Origin of the sequence: Mesorhizobium sp. M0276 (assembly GCF_040321755.1) — a bacterium.
Taxonomy (GTDB): Bacteria; Pseudomonadota; Alphaproteobacteria; order Rhizobiales; family Rhizobiaceae; genus Mesorhizobium.
The window spans coordinates 1-24,013 of the sequence record NZ_JAMYSC010000004.1 but is presented as its reverse complement, the minus strand read 5'-3'; the positions used below and the strand labels follow the sequence as shown (position 1 = coordinate 24,013).

The 24,013-nt window shown below is 61.7% G+C and carries 24 protein-coding genes and 2 tRNA genes; 10 read left to right on the top strand and 16 right to left on the bottom strand.

The genetic code is table 11. The features are described from left to right. Positions 1-99 precede the first annotated feature (99 nt). Together NKJ01_RS04740 and NKJ01_RS04735 are read left to right on the top strand one after the other, a co-directional pair. Positions 100-921, top strand: a complete 822-nt coding sequence (locus NKJ01_RS04740) for a DUF1236 domain-containing protein (RefSeq protein ID WP_352726534.1) — start codon at positions 100-102, stop codon at positions 919-921. 294 nt (positions 922-1,215) lie between these two features. Next, the gene (locus NKJ01_RS04735; RefSeq protein WP_352602760.1) at positions 1,216-1,383 is read left to right on the top strand and encodes a DUF3309 family protein; all 168 of its coding nucleotides are present in this window, start codon (positions 1,216-1,218) and stop codon (positions 1,381-1,383) included. 139 nt (positions 1,384-1,522) lie between these two features. Here NKJ01_RS04735 and NKJ01_RS04730 read toward each other — a convergent pair whose 3' ends face one another. The 3 genes from NKJ01_RS04730 to NKJ01_RS04720 all read right to left on the bottom strand — a co-directional run bounded on the left by NKJ01_RS04730 (position 1,523) and on the right by NKJ01_RS04720 (position 3,169). Then, complete coding sequence (locus NKJ01_RS04730; RefSeq protein ID WP_023759826.1) at positions 1,523-2,050, bottom strand: YciE/YciF ferroxidase family protein; 528 nt, start codon at positions 2,048-2,050, stop codon at positions 1,523-1,525. Between the two features lie 406 nt (positions 2,051-2,456). Continuing rightward, entirely contained in the window at positions 2,457-2,888 is a 432-nt protein-coding gene (locus tag NKJ01_RS04725) for a hypothetical protein (RefSeq protein WP_352726532.1), read from the bottom strand. Between the two features lie 205 nt (positions 2,889-3,093). Further along, positions 3,094-3,169 (bottom strand) — tRNA-Val (locus tag NKJ01_RS04720). Positions 3,170-3,385: 216 nt separating this feature from the next. On the opposite strand from NKJ01_RS04720, the gene NKJ01_RS04715 reads away from it, so the two are divergent. Further along, positions 3,386-3,462 (top strand) — tRNA-Asp (locus tag NKJ01_RS04715). A gap of 124 nt (positions 3,463-3,586) precedes the next feature. Here NKJ01_RS04715 and NKJ01_RS04710 read toward each other — a convergent pair. From NKJ01_RS04710 to NKJ01_RS04695, 4 genes are all read right to left on the bottom strand, one after another. Then, positions 3,587-3,904 (bottom strand): hypothetical protein, encoded by a 318-nt coding sequence (locus NKJ01_RS04710; protein WP_352726530.1) that lies wholly within the window; start codon positions 3,902-3,904, stop codon positions 3,587-3,589. Between the two features lie 335 nt (positions 3,905-4,239). Further along, a complete protein-coding gene (rbsK, locus tag NKJ01_RS04705; protein ID WP_352602765.1) occupies positions 4,240-5,169 on the bottom strand; it encodes a ribokinase in 930 nt (309 codons plus the stop codon). A 4-nt stretch (positions 5,170-5,173) separates the two neighbouring features. Further along, the gene (locus NKJ01_RS04700; RefSeq protein ID WP_352726529.1) at positions 5,174-5,626 is read right to left on the bottom strand and encodes an RbsD/FucU family protein; all 453 of its coding nucleotides are present in this window, start codon (positions 5,624-5,626) and stop codon (positions 5,174-5,176) included. Positions 5,627-5,653: 27 nt separating this feature from the next. Next, positions 5,654-6,712: an ABC transporter ATP-binding protein gene (locus NKJ01_RS04695; RefSeq protein ID WP_352602769.1), complete on the bottom strand. Its 1,059-nt coding sequence runs from the start codon at positions 6,710-6,712 to the stop codon at positions 5,654-5,656. 285 nt (positions 6,713-6,997) lie between these two features. Here NKJ01_RS04695 and NKJ01_RS04690 point away from each other — a divergent pair, with 285 nt between their 5' ends. The 3 genes from NKJ01_RS04690 to NKJ01_RS04680 all read left to right on the top strand — a co-directional run bounded on the left by NKJ01_RS04690 (position 6,998) and on the right by NKJ01_RS04680 (position 10,844). Continuing rightward, a complete protein-coding gene (locus NKJ01_RS04690) occupies positions 6,998-8,674 on the top strand; it encodes an ABC transporter substrate-binding protein (protein ID WP_352602771.1) in 1,677 nt (558 codons plus the stop codon). 85 nt (positions 8,675-8,759) lie between these two features. Next, positions 8,760-9,881 (top strand): carbohydrate ABC transporter permease, encoded by a 1,122-nt coding sequence (locus tag NKJ01_RS04685; protein ID WP_352726527.1) that lies wholly within the window; start codon positions 8,760-8,762, stop codon positions 9,879-9,881. A gap of 45 nt (positions 9,882-9,926) precedes the next feature. Next, positions 9,927-10,844, top strand: coding sequence for a carbohydrate ABC transporter permease (locus tag NKJ01_RS04680; RefSeq protein WP_023759834.1), 918 nt, complete (start codon positions 9,927-9,929; stop codon positions 10,842-10,844). A 94-nt stretch (positions 10,845-10,938) separates the two neighbouring features. Here the strand turns inward: NKJ01_RS04680 and NKJ01_RS04675 are convergent, their stop codons facing one another. The 3 genes from NKJ01_RS04675 to NKJ01_RS04665 form a co-directional block, all read right to left on the bottom strand. Beyond that, entirely contained in the window at positions 10,939-11,133 is a 195-nt protein-coding gene (locus NKJ01_RS04675; protein ID WP_352726526.1) for a hypothetical protein, read from the bottom strand. 277 nt (positions 11,134-11,410) lie between these two features. Beyond that, the gene (locus NKJ01_RS04670; protein WP_352726524.1) at positions 11,411-12,154 is read right to left on the bottom strand and encodes a creatininase family protein; all 744 of its coding nucleotides are present in this window, start codon (positions 12,152-12,154) and stop codon (positions 11,411-11,413) included. 3 nt (positions 12,155-12,157) lie between these two features. Next, positions 12,158-12,748, bottom strand: coding sequence for an SIS domain-containing protein (locus NKJ01_RS04665; protein WP_502905857.1), 591 nt, complete (start codon positions 12,746-12,748; stop codon positions 12,158-12,160). 151 nt (positions 12,749-12,899) lie between these two features. On the opposite strand from NKJ01_RS04665, the gene NKJ01_RS04660 reads away from it, so the two are divergent. Then, the gene (locus NKJ01_RS04660; RefSeq protein WP_352726522.1) at positions 12,900-13,922 is read left to right on the top strand and encodes an aldo/keto reductase; all 1,023 of its coding nucleotides are present in this window, start codon (positions 12,900-12,902) and stop codon (positions 13,920-13,922) included. Between the two features lie 88 nt (positions 13,923-14,010). On the opposite strand, the gene NKJ01_RS04655 is transcribed toward NKJ01_RS04660, so the two are convergent. From NKJ01_RS04655 to NKJ01_RS04635, 5 genes are all read right to left on the bottom strand, one after another. Continuing rightward, complete coding sequence (locus tag NKJ01_RS04655) at positions 14,011-14,283, bottom strand: HU family DNA-binding protein (protein ID WP_015318196.1); 273 nt, start codon at positions 14,281-14,283, stop codon at positions 14,011-14,013. Positions 14,284-14,581: 298 nt separating this feature from the next. Beyond that, a complete protein-coding gene (lon, locus tag NKJ01_RS04650) occupies positions 14,582-16,993 on the bottom strand; it encodes an endopeptidase La (protein WP_352485743.1) in 2,412 nt (803 codons plus the stop codon). A gap of 305 nt (positions 16,994-17,298) precedes the next feature. Next, the gene (gene clpX / locus NKJ01_RS04645; protein ID WP_023759839.1) at positions 17,299-18,573 is read right to left on the bottom strand and encodes an ATP-dependent Clp protease ATP-binding subunit ClpX; all 1,275 of its coding nucleotides are present in this window, start codon (positions 18,571-18,573) and stop codon (positions 17,299-17,301) included. A 296-nt stretch (positions 18,574-18,869) separates the two neighbouring features. Then, positions 18,870-19,499, bottom strand: a complete 630-nt coding sequence (gene clpP / locus NKJ01_RS04640) for an ATP-dependent Clp endopeptidase proteolytic subunit ClpP (RefSeq protein WP_023759840.1) — start codon at positions 19,497-19,499, stop codon at positions 18,870-18,872. A gap of 278 nt (positions 19,500-19,777) precedes the next feature. Next, positions 19,778-20,881, bottom strand: a complete 1,104-nt coding sequence (locus NKJ01_RS04635) for an NAD(P)/FAD-dependent oxidoreductase (protein WP_352726521.1) — start codon at positions 20,879-20,881, stop codon at positions 19,778-19,780. 104 nt (positions 20,882-20,985) lie between these two features. On the opposite strand from NKJ01_RS04635, the gene NKJ01_RS04630 reads away from it, so the two are divergent. The 3 genes from NKJ01_RS04630 to NKJ01_RS04620 all read left to right on the top strand — a co-directional run bounded on the left by NKJ01_RS04630 (position 20,986) and on the right by NKJ01_RS04620 (position 23,444). Continuing rightward, positions 20,986-22,236 (top strand): cytochrome P450, encoded by a 1,251-nt coding sequence (locus NKJ01_RS04630; protein ID WP_352726520.1) that lies wholly within the window; start codon positions 20,986-20,988, stop codon positions 22,234-22,236. Then, positions 22,233-22,406, top strand: a complete 174-nt coding sequence (locus tag NKJ01_RS04625; protein ID WP_352605304.1) for a hypothetical protein — start codon at positions 22,233-22,235, stop codon at positions 22,404-22,406. Before NKJ01_RS04630 ends, NKJ01_RS04625 begins: the two co-directional genes overlap by 4 nt. Before the next feature lie 153 nt (positions 22,407-22,559). Then, positions 22,560-23,444 (top strand): AraC family transcriptional regulator, encoded by an 885-nt coding sequence (locus NKJ01_RS04620; protein WP_352726518.1) that lies wholly within the window; start codon positions 22,560-22,562, stop codon positions 23,442-23,444. 56 nt (positions 23,445-23,500) lie between these two features. Here NKJ01_RS04620 and NKJ01_RS04615 read toward each other — a convergent pair whose 3' ends face one another. Next, the gene (locus NKJ01_RS04615; protein ID WP_352726517.1) at positions 23,501-23,848 is read right to left on the bottom strand and encodes a cupin domain-containing protein; all 348 of its coding nucleotides are present in this window, start codon (positions 23,846-23,848) and stop codon (positions 23,501-23,503) included. Positions 23,849-24,013 lie beyond the last annotated feature (165 nt).

Genomic DNA, 24,013 nt, shown 5'->3' with positions numbered 1-24,013 from the left:
GCTTGTTCCTCCGAACCGCCCGCCAACAGGACCGGGAACAAAGTTTTTGGGTCAGAGTTCTACCCCGCGAAGGGACTCACACGTTCAAGGAGAATTCCCATGAAACGCGTTCTGATCACCAGCATGCTGGCGCTTGGCGTCAGTTGCGGGGCGGCACTCGCCCAGACGCAGCAACCTGCGGACAACCAGTCGGGCGGCGATACCAAGTGCACGATGGGTACCGCCAAATGTCAGAAGGGTTCCAATATGGGCCAGCGGGCCCAGGGCAAGATCAAGACCGAAGAGCAGACCCAGGGCAAGGCCAATGCGAAGACTGAGCAGCAGGCCCAGGGCAAGGCCAATGCGAAGACTGAGCAGCAGGCCCAGGGCAAGGCTGGCGCAACCACCGAGCAGCAGGCGCAGGATCAGGCCGGCACCAACTGCACAGCTGGAATGCCCAATTGCAAGAAGGGCTCGAAGAAGGGCGAACAGGTCCAGGGCAAGGCTTCGACCCAGACCAACGAGCAGGCGCAGGGCAAAGCCGGCATGACCACCAACCAGCAGGCCCAAGGCAAGGCGTCGACCCAGACCAACCAGCAGGCGCAGGGCAAAGCCGGCATGACCACCAATCAGCAGGCCCAAGGCAAAACCTCGACCCAGGACAACACCTCGACCGCGTCCATCAACAACGTGACGGTCGAACAGAAGACGCAGATCGTCAACGTGATCCATGAGACCAGGGTCGAACCGGTGTCGAATGTGACCTTCGACATCAGCGTAGGCGTTGAGATTCCCAGGAAAAAGGTTCGGCTGCATCGTCTGCCTGCCCGTATCGTCAAGATTGTCCCAGCCTATGAGGGCTACGAGTACTTCGTGCTGGCCGATGGCCGCATCGTGATCGTCGACCCGAATACGCTGAAGATCGTCCTTATCCTGACCTGACGGGGACACATGCCCGCCGCGCCGAAGGCATGGCGGGCCTTTCCACACTGATATCTCCATAATCAAGCCCAGTCTGATACGCTGCTCCGTGGCTGTCGCCGCAATAAAGCTGGAAGGTTTCGTGGCTCTCGCCCTCTCGCTGCTTTCTCTCCAGCGCTCTGCAGGCTGATCGTTCCCGCCTATATCAATCGCGTGTTCGGGCCGCCGCTGGGAACAGGACGGCTTGCTGCGCGTTCCATAGTCATCTTCATCAAAATACGCGGCAAACGCACGCGTTGGCAAAATGGAGAGGACATGAGCATCCTCGGAATTATTCTCATCATCATACTGGTACTTGCCCTGCTCGGCGGCCTCAGCGGCCTTGGCGGCGGGCCGTTCTATGGCACCGGCTACTACGGCGGCGGTGGGCTTGGACTGGTGTTGATTATCATCCTCATCCTGGCTCTCCTCGGGCGCATATAGCGCAGCGACCCAGTCTGTCCCTCAGGGCGGGGCCCCGCGCCGTGGTCGGCGTGACAACGAACGCCGACCAACTTCCGAGAGAAGAGATAAGACGGCGGAAGCCCGACGCGTCGCAGGGATCCCGCCGATCGCAATCGGGCTACGCAGCTTGCTGCAGAGCGCGCTCGTTGACACCCCCCTCGCCCAGCCTGGAAAGCGCTTCGTCGGTCGCCATCTCTTCCTTAAGAGTGGCATTGAGCAAGTCCGCGACGTCTCTCTTACCCATCTGTTCGGCCCAGGCAATCAGAGTGCCGTATCGAGCAATCTCGTAGTGCTCGACTGCCTGCGCGGCTGCAACCAGTCCGGCGTCAAGTGCGGGCGCGCCTTCATATTCCTCCAGCACTTCCGAGCCCTCTTCGACAATGCCGTCGATGGCAGGACAGGTCTTGCCGCGCGCCGACCTGCCGATTTTCTCGAACACTTCCTCGAGGCGATCCACATGGCCTTCCGTTTCCATCCGGTGTTTCTCGAAGGCGGCGGTCACTTCTTCCGATTCCGCCGCTCTGGCCATCTTGGGCAGGGTCCTCAGTATCTTCTTCTCGGCATAATAGAGATCCTTCAGTCCGTCGAGGAATAGGTCCTCAAGACCCTTCCTTGCCGCTTTCGTTGTTTTCTTCGTGGTTGCCATAATCGTCTCCCGCTGGGTTGGTAGCTGCCTCCGCAAAAGCGCGAGGCACTCGATAACCCACCTGCCGGAAACAAGTTCCCGGGCGACCGAGCACCGTCGAAGAATTCTCCAGGGACGAGGCTGGCCCGGCATTTCGGCAATTTCTCCGGCGTTCTTTTTCACGTCTGCCGCGGGCGACGTATCAGCTGACGTGCTCCCCTGGTCTTGCTTGGGGCCTCTCTTCAGTGGCGAGGTGCGCCAGCTCAATTCGCTGAAGCGAAGGCCAAAATGACGCTTACAGCGAAAGCAGCGCCTTGCTTCGTCGAAGCCCTTCAATGGCGCATGAGGGCCGGCTCTAGCCGGTGCGCCGCGATGTTGCTGAAACATCCGCCGGCAGTCACCGTTTAGATGCTTTTGCAAAGCGGCTTCAGTGTACCAGCACGTTTCGCAGCCAGGCTATCAGCCTGCTTCCAGGGATGGTCTTGCGCACCCTGGCGGCAGCCCAGCTGGCTTGCATCGTTGCCCCGATATGGCAGCTGCAGACGATGTCGTGCAGTTGCCCATCGCTCAGCTTGAAGAAGCGTTTTGCTTCCCCGTAGCTATCACCCTGGAGACCCGAGGCACGCAGCAGCGGATCCTCGAACGCAACGGTGATCGCCGACCCCGCCGTTCGCGTTTCCGCGCGGACTTTCGGATGAAGATGTTCGGTGCCGATCAGTGCTCCAAGGCATCGCGCGGGTTGCCGCTCGAGGAGCTCTGCCCAACGTTCGATCCTTTGCGTTCTGGTCATGATGGCGCTTTGCGCCAAGGGATTGACGTCTGCGATTGTTCGCAGCTCGTGAAGCGTCTGGTGTTTCATGGTCGGCTCCTGTCGACAGCGCAGCATTCACCCCTTCAGGAGAAGTACCGCGACGGCATCAGCCGACAAGAGCATTGCCGAAAGAGTTCCATCAAACGATGCTGCAATCCTGTCGGAAGGCTGGCCTGCAACACCTCGTGCGCTGGTTTCTCACGCATCGAGGCCGATGGGGGCGTGACAGGCCAATGGCCCTGAAATTTGCATATGGTGGGCGATGACGGGCTCGAACCGCCGACATCTTCGGTGTAAACGAAGCGCTCTACCAACTGAGCTAATCGCCCGCTCCGGGCCGGACCTTTAAGCGGTCGGGATCGGCTTCGCAAGGCCAAATGAGCGCAGAACGCTCTGGTTGGATACCGGTTTTGCCAACAAAAGGCCGGCTGTCAAAAAACCTTCTCCTGTTTGCTGTTATGCTGTCCCGTCACGCTTGACACCCGGTGGCGAACCCCTTATCCAGCGCCCCAACGACGAACACGGCTGACACGTGTTCGCCATGCGCGGGTGTAGCTCAGTTGGTTAGAGTGCCGGCCTGTCACGCCGGAGGTCGCGGGTTCGAGCCCCGTCACTCGCGCCATTTAACTTACTGATAGTTAAATGGTTTTCGCGCTAATTAGGCTTCGGCCTTGTCAGACAATCGGACCGTGTAGGCAGGCAGCGAAGAATTCGCGGACGACTGCTGCCGCTTGAAGCGCGCGCCCCTAGATGCGCGCAGCGCCATTCTCCCGGCTGCCAAAATGCCGTGCCGTTGATGCGGCCGGTCGATCGTCACTTGGCCTTTGGTCTGATCCGCAGCCTACCTCGATGATTCCGACCAGTGCGCGAACAAATTCAACCATATCGTTTGCCGTAATGGCGGCCTTGTCGGGACTTTGGCCAATGCGTTCGGCGGCTGCGCAACATGACAGGCGGATGAGATCGTAGTGTGAATCCCTTTCATCCTCCGGCATCGCCGCTAATTTCATGGCTCGGCGATGAATCAACCGCAGCAATTGTTCGAGAGCTGCTCCGACACTCATGCGTTTGCTCCGCATTGGTCGACCGTCCCACCGGAAACGTCGACGAGGACGTGTTTTCCCCCGTGATGTGGAAGGCTGCATCACGGCTGTTAATATATCGTTTAGTGCTAATATAATGACGCTCCGCGGAGCTGTCCTGCTACCGGAGCACCCGAGGGCAACCTTGAAATCGTTCGTTGTGACAGAAGCCCGCCTGAGGCAGCGGGCTTGGCCTAAACGGCTCGGCCTCTACAGCGATTGCGGGCCTGATCACGGCCTTCGTTGTCAGGAATGAAGCTGAAGAACATCGGTTGGCGGTCGCGTGCCCCAGCCCTGCAATCCGAGCAGCCCTAACCTCATCCCCTCGCCAGCAGCGCCTCGACCTCCTGCAGCGTCGGCATCGATGGCGCGGTCCCTGGCCGGGTCACCGAAATTCCGGCAACGGCGCAGGCGAAGCGCACGGCTTGAAACGGCTCCACGCCTCGCGAAAGTGCCGCGGCCAAGCCGCCATTGAAGGCGTCGCCCGCCCCGGTGGTTTCGACCACCGGTCCCGCACTGACGGCGGGAACATGGTCGGAGCGGCCCTTCGAGTGCAAAAGCGCGCCCTTGTCACCCAGTGTGACGATGACCGTGCCGACGCCCTTTTCAAGCAGCTTGTCCGCAGCGGCTCGCGCCTCGTCGACCGACGAGACCTTCATCCCGGTCAATTCCTCCGTCTCGGTCTCGTTGGGCGTGAAATAGTCACACAGCGTATAGATGCGGTCGGGAAGCTTTGCCGCCGGGGCCGGGTTGAGGATCGTCGTCACCCCTGCCCCACGTGCGATCTCCAGCGCCCGCATAGCTGCTTCGATCGGCTGTTCGAGCTGGGTGACGAAAACGCCGGCACCGCGGATGAGCGCGGCATTGGCCTCGATGTCGGCCGGCGAGATCAGCATGGCGGCACCGGGGCTGACGATGATGGCATTGTTGCCGGTCGTCTCCTCGACGAAGATGTAGGCCGCACCGGTATAGCTTTCCGGCGTATCGATGACGGCATTCTTGACGCCGGCCCGCGCCCAGGTCTGCCTGGCCATGTCGGCGAAGGGATCGACGCCGAGGCGCGTGAGGAAGGTGACGTCGGCACCAAGCTTGCCGGCTGCAACCGCCTGGTTCGAGCCCTTGCCGCCCGGACCCAGCGTGAAGGATGTCCCGAGGATCGTCTCGCCCATGCGCGGCTGCCGCTGCGCCCTGTAGGCGGTGTCGGCGACGAACACACCCAATATGACGACAGGCTTGCCCGAAGCCATGCCGCTACTCCGCGTCCGGAGGCACGACGCCCTTGCGGAAGGCGAAGCAGCCATAGAAGCGGCGCTCGCCGGTCTGGATGACGCAATAGGCCTGCTTGGCGCGCTCGTAGAAGGCATAGCGCTCGACCGCTATCATCGGCCACGACTTGCCTTCGGCCGCGTCGATTTCCTTTTGTACCTCGTTCTGCACAGCGGGAACCTCGTCCGGCTTGCCGACAATCTCCATGCGCGCGGCGGAGTCGTCGACGAACGTATCCAGCGGATAGAGCGACAGCACCGCCTTTGCGACCTCGGCGGCCGAGGCATCGATGCGCAGCAGGCGGCCGAGCGCGGTCTGGCGCGCCACCGAATCGGACGGAAAATTGGTGTCGGCGATGATCAGATCATCGCCATGCCCCATTGCCCGCAATGCCTGCAGCACGTCGGCATTGAGCAGCGGGTTGATGCCTTTGAGCATGATATTCCTCGTGAAGTCCGATTGAGATCAGAGACGCTTGCCGGTCTCGGCGTCGAAAAGGTGGATCTGGTCGAGCCGCGGCTTCAAGGTGAGCGTGTCGCCCGGCTTGAAGTCGTGGCGCTCGCGAAACAGCGCCACCATCTCGCCTTCGCCGAAGCGCAGGAAGACCAGAGTTTCAGAGCCGGTCGGCTCAACCACAGAAATCTTCGCCGGCACGCCATCGGGATGGATTTCGAGATGCTCCGGCCGCACACCGTAGACAATGGCCTGGCCGTCCTGTGCGGCATTGTCCGCTGCAACCGGGAACAGCGTGCCCGCAATATCGACACCTGGCTTCGCACCCTTGCGCATGACGCCCTTGAGCAGGTTCATCGAAGGCGAGCCGATGAAGCCGGCGACAAACAGATTCGCCGGCCGGTCGAACAGTTCCAGCGGCGCGCCGACCTGCTCGATGCGGCCGTCGCGCATGACGACGATCTTGTCGGCCATGGTCATGGCCTCGATCTGGTCATGGGTGACGTAGATGGTGGTGGTCTTCAGCCGCTGGTGGAGTTCCTTGATCTCGGTGCGCATCTGTACGCGCAGCTTGGCGTCGAGATTGGAGAGCGGCTCGTCGAACAGGAACACTTGGGGATTGCGCACAATGGCGCGGCCCATCGCCACGCGCTGGCGCTGGCCGCCGGAAAGCTGGCGGGGATAGCGCTTCAGATAGGGATTTAAGTCGAGGATGTCGGCGGCGCGCTTGACCCGTTCGGCGACCACGGCCGGATCGGTTTTCCGCAGCTTCAGCGCAAAGGCCATGTTCTGCTCGACCGTCTTGTGCGGATAAAGCGCATAGTTCTGGAACACCATGGCGATGTCGCGCTTGGCCGGCGGCAGATGGTTGACGATCCGGTCGCCGATGGCGATCGTGCCGCCGGAGACCGTCTCCAGCCCGGCCACCATCCTGAGCAGCGTGGACTTGCCGCAACCCGAAGGGCCCACCAGAACCACGAACTGCCCGTCTGATATGTCGACGCTGACTTCGTGTAGAACCTTGACGGCTCCGAATGCCTTGGCCACCTTGCTGATCGCGACTTGCGCCATATCTCCCCCGCCGGCTCCATTAGCCGTAGGCGCAGAAGCTAACCAACGCGACCGGTCAGGGCAAGTCAGTCTGATACAGGTAAGCCCGTTCTCGTTGACACGGCGTTTGGTTGCGAGAATAGTGGCAGGCGCTGGTCAAAATGTCGGTACCCGATCCGCAATCGGAACTTCAATCAACGCAGGGTGGGGTCCTGCTAATTCGTTTCCGAACCGGGAGCATCGTTGGCGCTCCAGCGTCCGACAGTTAGTCAGCTTATTCACACTGAATTCTGGGAGGAACAGGCGATGAGAACGGATCTTTACGAGAAACTGGTTCGTGCCGGCGCCACAAGGCGCGACATATTGAAGGGTGCGGCCAGCATGGCCGCAATCGCAGCGGCATCTGGTGCAGGGCTCGGCGCCTTGACGCGCCCGGCTTCCGCTGCAAGCGAACTTCGCTCCAAAATCCTGCAGATCCCCGGCGTCGGCAAGGGTCAGCCGACCGATGCCGATTTCCAGAAGGTCGGCGAGCTCTGCCTCGAAGCCACCAAGGCCAACGTCAAGGAAGGCGAATTCGCCGGCGTCGAGCTCTCCTTCATGGGCCTCAACAACCAGAACCTGCACAATGTGCTGTTCCGCGGCTTCCTGAAGCCGTGGGAGGCCTATACCGGGGCCAAGATCAACTGGATCGACCTGGCGCAGGCCGACTACAATCCGCGCCTGCAGCAGGCTATCGCCACGAACACAATCGACTTTGATATCGTCGAGATGGGCGCGCCTTTCGAAGGCGATGTCTGCGGCAAGGGCCTCACTTCCGAGATGCCCGACTGGGTCAGGAAGCAGATCGATATGGACGATCTGGTGGCCTATCTGAAGCCGCCGGTCGGCACCTGGAACGGCAAGCAGTATCGCGTTACCGTCGACGGAGACGCGCACAACTTCAACTACCGCACCGACGTGTTCTCCGACTCTGATCTGGCAGCAGCCTGGAAAGCCGATAGCGGCGACAAGGCAGGCCTGACTGAATGGGGCGTGCCGAAGACCTGGCAGCAAGTGCAGGTAGTGACCAAGTTCCTCAAGGGCAAGCAGGTGAAGGGCCAGGACGTCTACGGCTACCTCGACGCGCCCAAGCCCTGGGGCGGCTTCGGCTTCTATTTCCTCGGCAGCCGCGCCTCCGCCTATGCCAAGCATCCGGATGACAAGGCGTGGCTATTCGATCCGGATACCATGAAACCGCGCGTCAACAACCCGGCTTGGGTGCGCGCGATCCAGGACGTGATCGATGCGCTGCCTTCCGAACCGCAAGATCAAATCAATGCAGACCCGAACCAGACCTGTTTCTCCCAATTCCTGGGCGGCACCGGTTCGATGCTGGCTTGGTGGGGAGACGCGGGCTCGAATGCGAAAACTAACGATTCGTCGGTCGTCGGCGATGTCACAGGCTTCTCGATCCTGCCAGGCTCCGACGATGTCTACAATTCCAAAACTGGCAAGTGGGACAAACTGGCCAGCGGCCCTAACTATGCGCCGAACTGCGCCTATCTCGGCTGGGGCGTCTATGTCATGGCCCGCGTCGACAGTGACGAGAAGAAGAAAAAGGCAGCCTGGTCCGCGGCAGCCCATCTCGGCGGCAAGGACCTGTCGCTCTGGTGCGCCGCATATCCATCGGGCTTCCAGCCCTACCGCAATTCCCATTTCGACATTCCGGAATGGGTGGCGGCCGGCTACGACGAGGCGTTCATCACCTCCTACCTCAAGTCGGAGGCCGACAGCTACAACCATCCGAATGCGGCGATCGAGCCGCGCATCCCCGGCATCTTCCAATACTACAGCGCCGCCGAGGACATCCTGGCCAACACCTTCGCCGGCAAGATGAAGGCGCAGGAAGGCGCCGACGCCATTGCGGCGGCCTGGGAGAAGCTGACCGATCAGATCGGCCGCGACAACCAGATCAAGCTCTACAAGGCCTCGCTCGGCATGTAGGCTGGCTTATAAACCGTGGTTCGGCGGCGCAAGGCCGCCGGACCTGACCGGCCGGCAAAGGGCCTTCTGTGAACGGACGGGACGCGTGGCTAACCAGACTTTGCCCACCAATGCGTGGCCGGCAGACGCCGCCCCTTACGATCTGATTTCACCGAGCCGCAAACGCCTGGGCTGGGCTTTGATGGCTGCTGCAACTCTCGGTCTGCTGGCGGTGATCGCGCTGGAGATCCTGTACAAGACCGAAGCCGACACCGTCGGCTTCGAAACCTGGCGCCCGGTCGTCTACGCCTATGTGCTGTGGGGCGTGGCTATCGGCATCGGCCAGGTGCTGACGCGCGGCGAAGACGGCCAGCGTGCGCTGTTCCTGCTGCCGGCGCTGCTGTTCACCATCGCCATGGTGATCTTCCCGACGCTGTTCGGTTTCTACATCGCGCTCACCGACTGGAATCTCAGCTCCTTCAGTGGACGCAGGTTCAACGGGCTCGCCAATTTCTGGCAGATGCTGGGCGATCCCTACTACCGCAATGCGCTGTTCAACATGGTGCTCTATGTGCTGGCGGTGGCGGTCGAATATGTCATTGCCTTCGGCCTGGCGCTGCTGCTTAACGCGCAGATCCGGGCACGAAAATTCTTCCGCGTCGTCTTCCTCTTACCCTTGATGTTGTCGCCGGTCGCGGTGTCGTGGATGATCGGCAAATCGCTGATGGAATACCGGTTCGGACCGGCAGCGACGCTGGCGCGCCATCTCGGCTGGGAGAATCCAGCCTTCTTCAGCGATCCGATCATCGCGCGCATCGCAATCATGGTGCTGGATGCCTGGACGTTCATTCCGTTCATGATGATCATGCTGCTGGCCGGGCTGCAGGCGATGTCGCGCGAGGTGCTCGAAGCCGCCCGCGTGGACGGCGCCAATGTGTGGCAGACCTTCTGGCAGGTCACCTTCCCGCTGATGCTGCCGGTGTCGGTGACGGCGGTGATCCTGCGCATCATCTTCAAGCTGAAGCTTGCCGACATCATCATCACGGTCACATCGGGAGGCCCGGGCGGCGCCACCGATTCCGTGTCGAGCTTCATCTATCGCGAATACCGCGACCGCTCGAATGTCGGCTACGGAACCATGCTGGCGATGGCCTACCTAGTGATCATCATCGTGTTCGTCACGTGGCTGTTGAAATTTGCCAACCGTTTCGTGCGCAATGTGAATTGAAGCAGGGCGGGTCAATTGAAGCAAGATCGGGTGAATTGAAGCAAGATGAGCGTACTCACCACCGAATATGTAGCCTCGGAGATCCGCTCGCCGGCGAGCTTCCTCGCCAGCCGCTTCTTCATCTACGCGGCGCTGGCGTTCTGGGCGTTCGTCTGCCTGTTCCCGATCTACTGGACGATCACGACCTCGTTCAAAACCGCGGTCGACGTCACCCAAGGCCATCTGATCCCCTTCGTCGACTTCCAGCCGGACTGGAAGGGCTGGCGCTCGCTCGGCCTGTCGCCGGACTCGATCTTCCAGACCTCGACGGTGCGCGAGGAGTTCCTCAAGCGCTTCATGAATTCGGTGATCACCTCGGTCGGCGCATCGAGCCTGGCCATCGTCATCGGCAGCCTCGCCGCCTACGGGCTCACCCGCTATCGCTACCATTTCGCCTGGTTCAAGAACGAGGACATCTCGTTCTTCTTCCTGTCGCAGCTGATCCTGCCTCCGGTGGTGCTGGCACTGCCCTTCCTGGTGCTCTACCGTGAAGTCGGCCTGCTCGACACGCGCGTCGGGCTGATCCTGCTCTACACGCTGATGGTGCTGCCGATCGTCATCTGGATCATGCGCGACCAGTTCAACTCCATCCCGGTCGAGCTCGAGGAAGCAGCGCTCGTTGACGGGTTGTCGATCTGGGGAGCCTTCTTCCGCATCGTCATGCCGATCGCGCTGCCCGGCATGGTCGCCGCCTTCATCCTGGCGATGGTTTTGTGCTGGAACGAATATTTCTTCGCTGCCCTTTTGACCTCGACCGATGCCAAGACCATCCCCGTCATGGTGGCGAGCCAGACCGGCTCGCAAGGCATCAACTGGTGGTCGATGGCAGCGCTTGCCACGGCGGCCATCGCGCCGCTCGCGGTCATCGGCATTGCGCTTGAGCGCTATCTGATCATGGGCATGACCGCGGGAGCGGTGAAGTAGGCATGGCGATGCCGGCCAGCGCCCTGATCGGCTGTTGATCGCCGAGTACAGTGTTGATAGGCGTGGGGCGAGCATGCCCCGAGTTTGTTTGCGCCTACATCGCCTCCGACGGCGCAAAGAAGCAATTTTCGTGCTCCTCTGTCGGATGCAGGCAGATGTGGAAGTTGTCGTCTCCTGACGGAATGACACTGTCGTAGGGAACGAAGTATCGGTTCTGGTGGGTGACTTTCTGATGGTCACCTGGCCGCAGAATGATCACATAGCCGTCGGCCTGCGGTGTTACGGTCATGCTGGGAATCCTGCCGCACTCTCCTGTCGTTGGATTGCCGTGACAGCAGGCTGGCGGATAAGTCCAGCCGCTATCGGCATTGTGCGCAAACGCAGAAACATTCTGAACTGCTGCAGCCGTGACGATCACGCCTGCCAAGCTTGCCATACGTCGTTTTCCGACCTCGTGCACCGAGCGGCTCCAGGGCCTAAAGGCATTGCCGGAGCGATAGTATACCATTACCGATTGCTAATATATAAGAAGCGGTCTCCTGATAGTCCCGTTCGAAAGGAGCCCGCTAGCTTGAAAGCGTGGCGCGCAGGTGGTCGAGGATCATGGCGACACCCTTTCGTCCCAACTCCGCCGAAGCATCCTTGGCGCTCGCCGTATACCAGCCGGTATTGTCGGCGTAATGGCTGGCATCCACCGCTTCAGGACATAGCGCCAGCATCAGCGAGGTCTCGCCAATGCCGACATGGTCGAACGGGTACTTGCCGTTCATTGCCACTGGCATCAGTGGATGCACCTGCACCCAGTTGAAGAAATTGGCGCCCTCGGCGTGCTCGGCATAGTAGTCGGCCATCGCCTCGGAGCCCCACCAGCCTTCGCCGCGTTCCTTCTCGAGAAAGCGGAAGATCGCCTGGCGGCCGGCGGTCTTGAACGCCAGATCGGTCGGCATGCCGGCGGTGAAATTCTCGGTCTGGTGGTGGATGATGGCGTGGATGTTGCGAAAGCCGATGCGCAGCAGGCTGTAGAACAGCTCCTCGCCGAACGGTGCCAGCGCATTGCCGCCGACCTGCACCGAGCCGCTGCCCTCCGGCGGCGCCACAGCGTAGCTCGCAGCACCGTAGTAGAAGGGTGGCAGGATGACGACGTCCCTCTCCTTTTCGAACAGCTCCAGCGTCTTGATGACGGCCAGCGTGTCCATGCCGACCGCCATGTGCTCGCCATGGTATTCGAGCACGCCGAGCGGCAGGGCGAGCGGCCAGTTCTCGGCGATCGCCCTGCGGATCTGGTGAGGCAGCATCAGTTCGTAGCGCATGATCTATTCCATGTTGGTGTGGCGGGCGCGCATGGCGTCCGGCGACGCGCCGATCAAGTCTTTGAGCTTCAGCACCATCACCTCGAACAGCAGGAACAATGCGCCTTCAAAGACCGAACCCATCGGCAGCACCGACGTCTTCCGCGCTCCCTGGTCGCTGGCCATGGTCTGCGCGGGAATGAGCAGCGTGAAATCGGCGCCCTTTGCCGCGCTGCCCTCGTCCTGGGCCGTCAGCAGCAGGTTGGTCGCGCCTGCATCGTTCGCGACCTGCATGAGCGTCAGCACGGTCGAGGTTTCTCCGGGTCCGGAACTGACCAGGAAGACATCGCCTGGCCCCAGGGGCGGCGTGGTCATGTCGCCGACCACGGCGACCGGCAGGCCAAGATGGTAGAGCCGCATGGCAAAGCCCTTGACCTGCAAGGCCTCGCGGCCACAGCCATAGACGACGATCTGTCGGGCGCCGGCCAGCATCTTGCAAGCAGCATCGATCCGGTGCTCATCAACGCGCGCCAGCACGCCGCCGAGTTCGTCAAGCGCGGTCCCGAACAGGCCTTTGCTCTTGTCGGTCACGGCAAACCTGCCATTGAAAATCATCCTGGGAGTTGCGCTCTTGCTGCCACGAACAGCTTGATTTCGTTCATGCTAGCAATCGCGAAAATGCGTGTCCAACGCTGCGCGGCGCTTTTGCCTGATCACAGGCATGATAATGTCATGCAGACAAATCAAGTGAGGCAAACGGCAGGATATGAAGACACGGCATTTCGACCGCATCGGCAATGGCGGCATCAGCTTCACCGAACTCGGCTTCGGCACGGCGCCGCTTGGCAATCTCTACCGTGCCGTCTCGGACGAGGATGCCAACGCCACGCTGGAGGCCGCCTGGGCGACTGGCTGCCGCTACTACGACACTGCGCCGCTCTACGGGCTTGGACTGTCGGAAACGCGGCTCAACCCTTTCCTGCGCGGCAAGAAGCGCGACGACTATGTGCTGTCGAGCAAGGTCGGCCGCATCATGCGCGTCTGCCCTCCGGAAGAGCGCACCGGCATCGGCAAGTTCTTCGACACGCCTTCGCGCCGCGAGGTGTACGACTACAGCTATGACGGCGTCATGCGCTCGTTCGAAGCCTCGCTGGAGCGCCTCGGCGTCGACCGTATCGACATCCTCTTCGTACACGATGTCGACATCTTCACCCATGGCAGCAAGGAAGCGTCCGACCGGCGCATCGAAGAATTCATGCGCTCCGGCTATTGCGGTTTGCTCTCGCTGCGCGACCAGGGCGTGATCAAGGCATTCGGCGGAGGCATCAATGAGTGGCAGGTTGCGCAGACGCTGGCCGAGCGCGGCGATTTCGACCTGTTCCTGCTTGCCGGGCGCTACACGCTGCTGGAACAGGAGGCGCTGACATCCTTCCTGCCGCTTTGCCAGGCGCGCGGCATCGGCATCGTTCTGGGCGGGCCCTACAACTCCGGCATCCTGGCGACGGGACCGAAGCCCGGCGCATACTACAACTATTCCGAAGCGCCGAAGGACATCCTCGACCGGGTCGCCGCCATCGAAAGCGTCTGCAAGCGCCACGGCGTGCGCCTGATCGAGGCCGCGCTGCAATTCCCGCTGCTGCACCCCTCGGTCGTCTCGGTGATCCCCGGTGGCCAGCGGCCGAGCGAAGTCGAGAGCAACCGTTCGCTGCTCGATGCAAAACTGCCCGCAGCGCTTTGGGCCGATCTCAAGAAGGAAGGCCTCATGCGCACCGAGGCGCCGACCGCATAACCCAGTCGCCATGCGCATCGGCGTCGGGCACAAAAATGAAAAGCCGGGCAAGCCCGGCTTTTCTGGTCTCTGAAAAGAAAAAAGGCGCTTAGTTGACTGCGTCCTTGAGGCCCTTGCCGGCCGAGAACTTCGGCACGGTGCGTGCCGGGATCTTCACTTCGGCGCCGGTCTGAGGATTGCGGCCGGTCGACGCCGCACGCTTTGACACGGTGAAATTGCCAAAGCCGACAAGCCGGACATCGCCGCCCTTCTTCAGTTCGCCGCTGATCACGGAAAATACCGCATCCACCGCCGACTGCGCGTCACCCTTCGAAATGCTCGCGGCGTCGGCGACAGCGGACACCAGTTCGTTCTTGTTCATAAAAATTCCCTTCCATGAGAACACCGGAACTTACGACTCATCCGGCAGGAAACGGACTTTAGAAAGAAGCGTTGCCGCAACCAAGTCGCAAAGCCGTGAAAAAAGCGGAAAAAGCCCGGAATTCCGGGGTTTTTCACATGAAAAAGCCGGGCGCGAAGCCCGGCTCTCTGTTTGTGCATTGCAACCTTGGCGAAAACCAACGCATGGCTCCGAAAAACGCAGCCGGTTTTCGGAAAGGGCCATGCGCAAGTCCAAGTCCTAGAGCGTCCTTTGCTCGTCCAAGCGGACGCGCACCGCTCTAGTGCGCAAGCGTCTTCCCGGCATCGTCCGTGGTGTCGGTCGCGGCCGGAGGATTCACCGGCTCGATCCATTCGATCGCCTCCGGCATACGCACCAGCGCGTGGCGCAACACTTCACCGACCCGTGCGACCGGAATGATCTCCATGCCGTTCTTCACGTTGTCCGGAATGTCCGCCAGATCCTTGGCGTTGTCTTCCGGGATCAGCACCTTCTTGATGCCGCCGCGCAATGCGGCAAGCAGCTTCTCCTTCAGGCCGCCGATCGGCAGAACCCTGCCGCGCAACGTGATCTCGCCGGTCATCGCCACATCCGCCTTGACCGGAATGCCGGTCAGAACGGAGACGATTGCGGTCGCCATCGCCACGCCTGCCGACGGTCCGTCCTTGGGCGTCGCACCTTCCGGAACGTGCACGTGGATGTCGCGCTTGTCGAACAGCGGCGGCTCGACGCCGAAATCGATGGCACGGGAGCGGACATAGGAAGCCGCCGCCGATATCGATTCCTTCATCACGTCGCGCAGATTGCCCGTCACCGTCATGCGGCCCTTGCCGGGCATCATGACGCCTTCGATCGTCAGCAGCTCGCCGCCGACTTCCGTCCAGGCGAGCCCGGTAACGACACCGACCTGATCGTCAGCCTCGACCTGACCGAAGCGGAACCGCGGAACACCGAGGTAGTCGGCGAGGTTCGCCGCCGTGATGTCCACCGTCTTCTTCTTCGTCTTCAGGATCTCGGTCACCGCCTTGCGGCCGAGCTTCATCAGTTCGCGCTCCAGGCTTCTGACACCCGCTTCACGGGTGTAGGTCTGGATGATGGCGCGGATCGCGTCCTCGCCGACGGAGAACTCCTTCGGCTGCAGGGCATGGTCGCGCACCACCTTCGGCATCAGGTGCCGCTTGGCGATCTCTATCTTCTCGTCCTCGGTGTAGCCGGCGATACGGATGATCTCCATGCGGTCCATCAAGGGCGCAGGGATGTTCAGCGTGTTCGCCGTCGTCACGAACATCACGCTCGACAGGTCGTATTCGACCTCGAGGTAATGGTCCATGAACGTCGAGTTCTGTTCGGGATCGAGGACCTCCAGCAGAGCCGATGACGGATCACCACGGAAGTCCTGGCCCATCTTGTCGATCTCGTCGAGCAGGAAGAGCGGGTTGGACTTCTTCGCCTTCTTCATCGACTGGATAACCTTGCCGGGCATCGAGCCGATGTAGGTGCGGCGGTGGCCACGGATCTCGGCCTCGTCACGCACGCCGCCAAGCGCCATGCGGATGAATTCGCGACCGGTCGCCTTGGCGATAGACTTGCCGAGCGAGGTCTTGCCGACGCCGGGAGGGCCGACGAGGCACAGGATCGGCCCCTTCAGCTTCTTCTGACGGCTTTGCACGGCAAGGTACTCGACGATGCGGTCCTTGACCTTGTCGAGGCCGAAATGGTCGGTGTCGAGCACGTTCTGCGCGAAAGCCAGATCCTGCTTGACCTTGGAGTTCTTGCCCCACGGGATCGACAGGATCCAGTCGAGATAGTTGCGCACGACCGTCGATTCAGCCGACATGGGCGACATCGTCCTGAGCTTCTTCAACTCGGCTTCCGCCTTTTCGCGGGCCTCCTTGGAGAGCTTGGTTTTCTTGATGCGCGCCTCGATCTCGGCGGCTTCGTCGCGGCCGTCCTCGCCCTCGCCGAGTTCCTTCTGGATCGCCTTCATCTGCTCGTTGAGATAGTATTCGCGCTGCGTCTTCTCCATCTGGCGCTTGACGCGCGAGCGGATGCGCTTCTCCACCTGCAGGACGGAGATTTCGGCCTCCATGAAGCCCATCGCCTTTTCCAGACGCTCCTTCACCGAGAGCGTGGCCAGCATTTCCTGCTTTTCAGGGATCTTGATGGCGAGATGCGAAGCGACCGTGTCGGCGAGCTTGGAATAGTCGTCGATCTGGCTGGCGGCACCCACCACTTCGGGCGAGATCTTCTTGTTCAGCTTGACGTAGTTCTCGAAGTCGGTGACGACGGAACGAGCCAGCGCCTCGACCTCGACCTCTTCCTCGTCCGGCTCGACCAGTGCCGAGGCGCGGGCCTCATGGAAGTCGGGACGGTCGGTGAACGAGACAATTTTCGCGCGCGAGGCGCCTTCGACCAGAACCTTGACGGTGCCGTCGGGCAGCTTCAGCAATTGCAGCACATTGGCGAGCGTGCCGATGTCGAAGATGGCATCGGGCTCGGGATCGTCGTCTGCGGCATTCATCTGAGTGGCAAGCAGGATCTGCTTTTCCTGACCCATCACCTCTTCCAGCGCCTTGATCGACTTCTCACGCCCGACGAAGAGCGGAACGATCATATGCGGGAATACCACGATGTCGCGCAGTGGGAGGACTGCGAAGACGCCGTCGCTGGGTGCCTTGGATATTTTGGCCATTGTCCAACCTTTCATGTCGCGGCCGCCAATCAGCCAACCGCGAATCTTATATTAACGACCGGGGATCGTTCCGCCTACCATCGTTTGTGACGGGATTTTTACAGCACAGAAATCGGGCACCTCGGCCTTCTCCATTTAGTTGGATGCACGATCCCCAAAGATCAAGGGGCGAGTCCAAATCCGTAGCTCCAGCGTGCCCGCAAGTGACACATTTACGACGACCACACCGAACGTCCTGCAAAAACCTGCGCGACAGCAAAACGGCGCCTTGCGGCGCCGTTTCAGAACTTCGCTGCGGGCTCATGTCAGGCGCTGACATTGCCCTTCTTTTCCTTCTGCTCGGAGTAGATATAGAGCGGCCGGGCGCTGCCGGTCACCACCTCCTCCGAAATTACCACCTCGCGCACGCCCTCGAGCGCCGGGAGTTCGAACATCGTGTCGAGCAGGATCGCTTCCATGATCGAACGCAGGCCGCGCGCGCCGGTCTTGCGCTCAATGGCGCGCTTGGCGATCGCCGACAGCGCGTTCTCGTGGAAAGTCAGGTCGACATTCTCCATCTCGAACAGCCGCTGGTACTGCTTGACCAGCGCGTTCTTCGGTTCGGTCAGGATCTGGATCAGCGCCGGTTCGTCGAGGTCTTCCAGCGTCGCCAGGACCGGCAGACGGCCGACAAACTCGGGAATAAGACCGAATTTCAGCAAATCCTCGGGCTCGACCAGGCGGAAGACATCGCCGGTGCGGCGATCCTCGGGCGAGGCGACAATGGCACCGAAGCCGATCGACGTCTTGCGGCCGCGATCCGAGATGATCTTGTCCAGCCCGGCGAAGGCGCCGCCGCAGATGAACAGGATGTTGGCGGTATCGACCTGCAGGAACTCCTGCTGCGGATGCTTCCTGCCGCCCTGCGGCGGCACGGAGGCGACGGTGCCTTCCATGATCTTCAACAGCGCCTGCTGCACGCCCTCGCCCGACACGTCGCGGGTGATCGAAGGGTTGTCCGACTTACGCGAAATCTTGTCGATTTCGTCGATGTAGACGATGCCGCGCTGGGCCCGCTCGACATTGTAGTCGGCCGACTGCAACAGCTTCAGGATGATGTTTTCGACGTCCTCGCCGACATAACCGGCTTCGGTCAGCGTCGTCGCATCAGCCATGGTGAAGGGCACGTCGATGATGCGGGCGAGCGTCTGCGCAAGCAGCGTCTTGCCGCAACCGGTCGGGCCGATCAGCAGGATGTTGGACTTCGCCAGCTCGACATCGTTGTTCTTGCCGGCATGCGCGAGGCGCTTGTAATGGTTGTGGACCGCCACCGACAGCACGCGCTTGGCGTAGGGCTGGCCGATGACATAGTCATCGAGAACCTTGAGGATCTCCTGCGGCGTCGGCACGCCTTCGCGCGACTTCACCATCGAGGTCTTGTTCTCCTCGCGGATGATATCCATGCAAAGCTCGACGCACTCGTCACAGATGAAGACCGTCGGACCGGCGATCAGCTTGCGCACTTCGTGCTGGCTTTTGCCGCAAAACGAGCAGTAAAGCGTGTTCTTGGAATCGCCGCTGTTGTTGCCGACCTTGCTCATTTTCATGTCCTTTCATGGCCGCCCGCCGATGGTCTGGCTGAAAGGGCGCATTCTCTATCTATCGCGGGAATCCGCCGCCGCCAGTGTGTCCCGGCTCCCGCAACGCTTCCCTACGAAACACAAATCAGAAAACGTGGCAATGATTCGCGACAACCCCGCATAAAGCTAAGCCGCCGAAACTCAACATAGGCTTAACGTAGGCAATCCTGTCCCCCGAGGGAACAGCCAATTGTGGCCGAAATGCCGCAAGACACGCCAAAAGCGCGTGATGGCGCCATCCAGCTGCCAATAAGCCCTTATACCAGAGCGACTTCTGCCGCCTCGCGCGACGAAATGACCTTATCGATGAGGCCGAACTCCCTGGCCTCGTCGGCGGTCATGAAATGGTCGCGGTCGAGCGTCTTTTCAATCTCTTCGTAGCTTTTGCCGGTGTGCTTGACGTAGACCTCGTTGAGGCGGCGCTTCAGCTTGATGATGTCCTGCGCATGGCGTTCGATGTCGGACGCCTGGCCCTGGAAACCACCGGAAGGCTGGTGAACCATGATGCGGGCGTTCGGCGTGGCAAAGCGCATGTCCTTGTGGCCGGCGGTCAGGAGCAGCGAGCCCATCGAGGCGGCCTGGCCGATGCAGAGCGTCGACACGGCCGGCTTGATGAACTGCATGGTGTCGTAGATCGCCATGCCCGAGGTGACGACGCCGCCCGGCGAGTTGATGTAGAGATTGATTTCCTTCTTCGGATTCTCGGCTTCGAGGAACAGCAGCTGCGCGCAGACCAGCGTCGCCATGCCGTCCTCGACCGGACCGGTGATGAAAATGATGCGCTCCTTGAGGAGACGCGAGAAAATGTCATAGGCCCGCTCGCCGCGATTGGTCTGTTCGACCACCATCGGAACGAGGTTCATGTAGGTTTCGACGGGGTTTTTCATCAGATATCTCTTATCTCGCGGTGGGATTCCGGCGCCGGCAATGCTGGCAGATCGGGCAGAATCGGTTCTGGATCGGTATTCCGTAAATAGGATGCCGGCTCATCCTTGTGCAAGGCCGACCCCTCCTAGCCATCTGGGTAAGTCGAATCAAGCTTTCTGACCAAGGATTCGCAGGGCAGGTGCTCCTGCGAGCCTATAGCCGTACCGCCATTACCGCATGGTAGCTGTTTCTTAACCGCGTCCGAGGCATTGCCGCTTAGGTTGGCCGCCGGCGGCGTTCAGGCCACCTCCGCCCGCAGCCAGCGCTTCAGGCCGGCGACATCGCCATTGCCGACGGCAGCGGCAACACGCCGGCCGACCGCCGCCCCGAACTTGTAACCATGGCCGGAGCAGGCCGAGACGATCAGGCATTTGCCTTTTTCATGTGCCATGAATTTCTCGTCTGATGTGAAAGTGTAGGCGCAGGTGACGACTTCGGTCACCTGGTACTCCGCGATACGGGCGATCGGCGGCGAGAACAGGTTACGGATCGCCTCTCCCTCGCCCGGCACTGGCTGACGGTTCCAGTCGGCATCGCTGGTCGGCACCCTGTGCAGCCCGGAACCGAATTTCATACCGGCGCCGCCGGAGGGCGGGATCACATAGCCGTCGACCGCGCCGCCGATATCGAGGACAACCGGTGAAACCTGCCAGGCCGCTCTCAAGTCGGCCGGCGGTTCGACATAGGCGAGCGCGGTTCGATAGGTCTTCAGTTCGCCGTCCAGTTCCGGGAACAGTTTCAACACCCAGGCTCCTGCCGTGACGATGATGCGGTCGGCCTGCATCGTGTCGCCGCTTTCGAGCACGAGGCGGCCGGCTTCGGCATCGATTGCCGTCACTTTGCTGTGCTCGTACACATTGGCGCCGTTGGCACGCAGCCAGGCGGCAAGGCCGGAAGCTATCTTGCGGCAGTGGAGCGCGCCGCCTTCCGGCGAATAATAGGCATAGCGGAACGTGCCTGGCTCGAGAAACGGCCAGCGTTTCACCGCCGCGTCCGGCTCCAGCAATTCGAAAGGAAAATTGCCCTCTTCCAGGCCCTCGCGATATTCCTCGGCCTCGTCGCCCGGCTCGCGCGAAATGCAGACAAATCCGCGCGCATCGAGATGGCTTTCGCCGAGATCGGCCCACATCTCGTCCCAGGCCTGATAGGCTTCGGTGATCAGCCGGCCATAGCCGGTTCCGGCCCGGTAGGCGCGGCGGATGATGCGATGGTGGTCACCCGACGCGGCCAGCGGATTGGGGATCGGTCCCTGCTCGACGATCGACACGCTGTGGCCGGCCTTGACCAGCGGCCACGCGGTGGAGAGACCGGCAATACCCGCGCCGACAACGATCACATTCATCAAATCAGACTTTCCGCAGCGGTATCGGCTGGCTCAACGCATTGGGTTGCGGGCGCCAACATACGGTCTGGAAACAGGCTGGCAAGCCGCGCTATTGGTCTGGCATGAGCAAATTGGCGCCGCCCGCCCTGGCCTTTGATCCAGTCACTCGACGCCTGCGGCTTGACCCGCACGAGCCGACCTTTTTTCAAAACCCGTACGAGGCCTATGCCCTTCTGCACGGCGCATCGAATGCATTCTTCTGGGAAGAATTCGGCTTCTGGTGCTTTGGCGGCTTCGACGACGTCAACCGGCTGCTGCGCGACCGCCGCTTCGGCCGCCAGAACCCGGCCGGCATTCCAGACAGCCGCGGCATCGGCGAGGACCGCAGCCATCTCAGGGCATTCGACGGCATCGAAGCCAATTCGATGCTGGAACTGGAGCCGCCGGTGCACACGCGGCTGAGAACACTGGTCAACCGCGCCTTCGTCTCGCGGCAGGTCGAACGGCTGCGGCCGCGTGTCGAAGCGCTCGCCAGCGAGCTGATCGACCGTTTCCAACCGGGCAAGACCGTCGATCTGTTGCCCGCCTTCGCAGCGCCGCTGCCGATCACCATCATTGCCGAAATGCTCGGCGTGCCGGTCGAGATGGGGCCGCAACTGCTCGACTGGTCGCACCGGATGGTTGCCATGTACATGCATGGCCGCACGCGCGAAACCGAGGAGACGGCCAACCGCGCGGCGGGCGAATTTGCCGATTTCCTGCGCATTTGCGTCACCGAGCGGCGCAAGAACCCAGGCGACGATCTGCTGTCGCTGCTGATCTCGGCGCAGGAGGACGGCCAAAAACTGTCGGAGGACGAGATGGTGTCCTCGGCGATCCTGCTGCTTAATGCCGGTCACGAAGCGACGGTGCATCAGACCGGCAATGCCATCCGCTCGATCCTGGCGCAAGGCGGCGATGTCAGCCGCTTCTTCGGTTCACCCGAAGCGACCGCGGCCACGGTCGAGGAATGCCTCCGCTTCGACGCGCCGCTGCATATGTTCACGCGTTACGCCTACCACGAGATCGAAGTCTCGCCTGGAATCGTCGTGCAGCCGGGTCAGACGATCGGGCTGCTGCTCGGCATGGCTAACCACGATCCGCGCGCCTTCGTCGATCCCCTCGCCTTTCAGCCCGGCCGTTCGGACCAGAAGAACGTGTCCTTCGGCGCCGGCATTCATTTCTGCATCGGTGCGCCGCTGGCCCGGCTCGAATTGCAGGTGTCGCTGAAAACCCTGTTCGAACGGCACCCAAAGCTCCATCTTGCCGAAAGCCCAAGCTTCCGCGACACTTACCACTTCCATGGGCTGGAAACGCTCGCGGTCGGCTTTTGACGATCGCGGGTTGGCCGCCGGCCTATTTCAACCATGGCGCCCTGTGCGGCTGCCTTGCCCGCGAAATGCTGGCCCAGGGCATCGGCCAGGAAGGGCTCGATCTCCTGGCGCAGTATTATTGCGACGAGATCTCCGATGCGGCCTGCCTCAGCCAGTTTCCGGTGAAATAGTCATACCCAGGCAGTGCAAGCTTGGCTCGATGCTCGCGGGGAGCCTGAAAGCCGTTGCTGGCAGGCCCCTGTTGATCCATGCCAAATCGCAAGATCGGTCGAGCGCGACATATCCCGAAAGGCCTAACTGGTGTCGTCACGGAGGAAGAGACGTTGAAGGCCGCACTTGAAAACTACCAGGCCCGAATGCAGCGGGTGCTGGACCATATAGACCAGCATCTCGATGACGATCTGAGCCTGGAGGCGTTGAGCGGTGTCGCGGCGTTCTCGAAATACCATTTCCACCGGCAGTTCACGTCCACCTTCGGGGTGTCCGTGCATCGCTATGTCCAGCTCGCCCGCATGAAGCGTGCTTCGTACAGGCTTGCCGAGAGTGACGCCCAAAGCGTCACCGACATAGCCATGGATGCCGGCTACGACGCGCCGGATGCCTTCGCCCGCGCCTTTCGGCAACGGTTCGGACAATCGCCCTCGTCGTTCCGGAAGTCTCCCGACTGGGGGTCGTGGCTCATGGCCTTCGGGCCCCTCGAAAAAGCAAGGAACACGCTCATGCAGATAATCTTTGAACACGACGACGTGACGATCCGCGATGTGCCTCCGACCCCGGTGGCGATCATGGAGCACCGCGGAGACCGGGCGACGCTCCAGGACACCATCCAGCGGTTCATCGCCTGGCGTAAGGCCGCTGGCTTGTCGCCCGAGACAAGCCCGACCTTCAACGTCTTCCGTTCCGAAAGGGAGCCCGCGGTCCCGGCTGACTATAGCATGGACATTTGCGCCGGGACCGACCAGCCGATCGAGGCGAATGACGCGCGGATGAAGGCTGGCGTGATCCCCGGCGGGCGCTGCGCGGTGCTGCGCTACCCCGGCAATACCAACAATCTCGAACCCGCAGCACTTTACCTTTATCGGGAATGGCTTCCGGCGAGCGGCGAGGAAGCACGCGACTTTCCGATCTATTGCCAACGGCATCTGTCCCACTTCCCGGAGGGGCCGCTACGCGAAGTGGTCGTTGAACTCTTTCTGCCTCTGAAATAGCTCGGCAGGACAGCGGCTTGTCCCCTTCCGATCGCGAGAATCATGGCGATGCGAGATCAGAGCTTGATCACGTATTCCTTGCGAGTCGTTTCAAGCACTTCCCAGCTGCCATTGAAGCCTGGCCTCAGCACGAAGCTGTCGCCGGTCTTGACGGTGCGCGCTTGCCCACCGTCCTCCGCGATCACCGAAACGCCGGACAGGATGTGGCAGAACTCCCACTCGTCATAGACGATGCGCCACTTGCCGGGAGTCGATTCCCAGATGCCGGCATAGAGGCCGCCGTCGCGCTCCTCGACGTTCCAGGTGCGAAATTTGGGATCGCCAGAGATCAGGCGATCCGGCGCCGGCGCGCCGGATTCGGGTTCGACGCTGTCCGTCGATATTGTCAGGTAATGCGCCGACAAGACTTGCCTCCACGAAAAGAGCCGGCGCTGCGCCCGGCTCGGGGGGGGGCCCCGCCCGCGGGGGCGGGGGCCCCCCCCCCCCGCGCGGGGGGGGGGGGGGGGGGGGGGGGGGGGGGGGGGGGGGGGGGGGGGGGGGGGGGGGGGGGGGGGGGGGGGGGGGGGGGG

Coding starts and splice junctions, on each gene's coding strand:
- NKJ01_RS04740 (WP_352726534.1), top strand. CDS start 100: ATGAAACGCGTTCTGATCACCAGCATGCTGGCGCTTGGCGTCAGTTGC.
- NKJ01_RS04735 (WP_352602760.1), top strand. CDS start 1,216: ATGAGCATCCTCGGAATTATTCTCATCATCATACTGGTACTTGCCCTG.
- NKJ01_RS04730 (WP_023759826.1), bottom strand. CDS start 2,050: ATGGCAACCACGAAGAAAACAACGAAAGCGGCAAGGAAGGGTCTTGAG.
- NKJ01_RS04725 (WP_352726532.1), bottom strand. CDS start 2,888: ATGAAACACCAGACGCTTCACGAGCTGCGAACAATCGCAGACGTCAAT.
- NKJ01_RS04710 (WP_352726530.1), bottom strand. CDS start 3,904: ATGAGTGTCGGAGCAGCTCTCGAACAATTGCTGCGGTTGATTCATCGC.
- rbsK (WP_352602765.1), bottom strand. CDS start 5,169: ATGGCTTCGGGCAAGCCTGTCGTCATATTGGGTGTGTTCGTCGCCGAC.
- NKJ01_RS04700 (WP_352726529.1), bottom strand. CDS start 5,626: ATGCTCAAAGGCATCAACCCGCTGCTCAATGCCGACGTGCTGCAGGCA.
- NKJ01_RS04695 (WP_352602769.1), bottom strand. CDS start 6,712: ATGGCGCAAGTCGCGATCAGCAAGGTGGCCAAGGCATTCGGAGCCGTC.
- NKJ01_RS04690 (WP_352602771.1), top strand. CDS start 6,998: ATGAGAACGGATCTTTACGAGAAACTGGTTCGTGCCGGCGCCACAAGG.
- NKJ01_RS04680 (WP_023759834.1), top strand. CDS start 9,927: ATGAGCGTACTCACCACCGAATATGTAGCCTCGGAGATCCGCTCGCCG.
- NKJ01_RS04675 (WP_352726526.1), bottom strand. CDS start 11,133: ATGACCGTAACACCGCAGGCCGACGGCTATGTGATCATTCTGCGGCCA.
- NKJ01_RS04670 (WP_352726524.1), bottom strand. CDS start 12,154: ATGCGCTACGAACTGATGCTGCCTCACCAGATCCGCAGGGCGATCGCC.
- NKJ01_RS04665 (WP_502905857.1), bottom strand. CDS start 12,748: ATGATTTTCAATGGCAGGTTTGCCGTGACCGACAAGAGCAAAGGCCTG.
- NKJ01_RS04660 (WP_352726522.1), top strand. CDS start 12,900: ATGAAGACACGGCATTTCGACCGCATCGGCAATGGCGGCATCAGCTTC.
- NKJ01_RS04655 (WP_015318196.1), bottom strand. CDS start 14,283: ATGAACAAGAACGAACTGGTGTCCGCTGTCGCCGACGCCGCGAGCATT.
- lon (WP_352485743.1), bottom strand. CDS start 16,993: ATGGCCAAAATATCCAAGGCACCCAGCGACGGCGTCTTCGCAGTCCTC.
- clpX (WP_023759839.1), bottom strand. CDS start 18,573: ATGAGCAAGGTCGGCAACAACAGCGGCGATTCCAAGAACACGCTTTAC.
- clpP (WP_023759840.1), bottom strand. CDS start 19,499: ATGAAAAACCCCGTCGAAACCTACATGAACCTCGTTCCGATGGTGGTC.
- NKJ01_RS04635 (WP_352726521.1), bottom strand. CDS start 20,881: ATGAATGTGATCGTTGTCGGCGCGGGTATTGCCGGTCTCTCCACCGCG.
- NKJ01_RS04630 (WP_352726520.1), top strand. CDS start 20,986: ATGAGCAAATTGGCGCCGCCCGCCCTGGCCTTTGATCCAGTCACTCGA.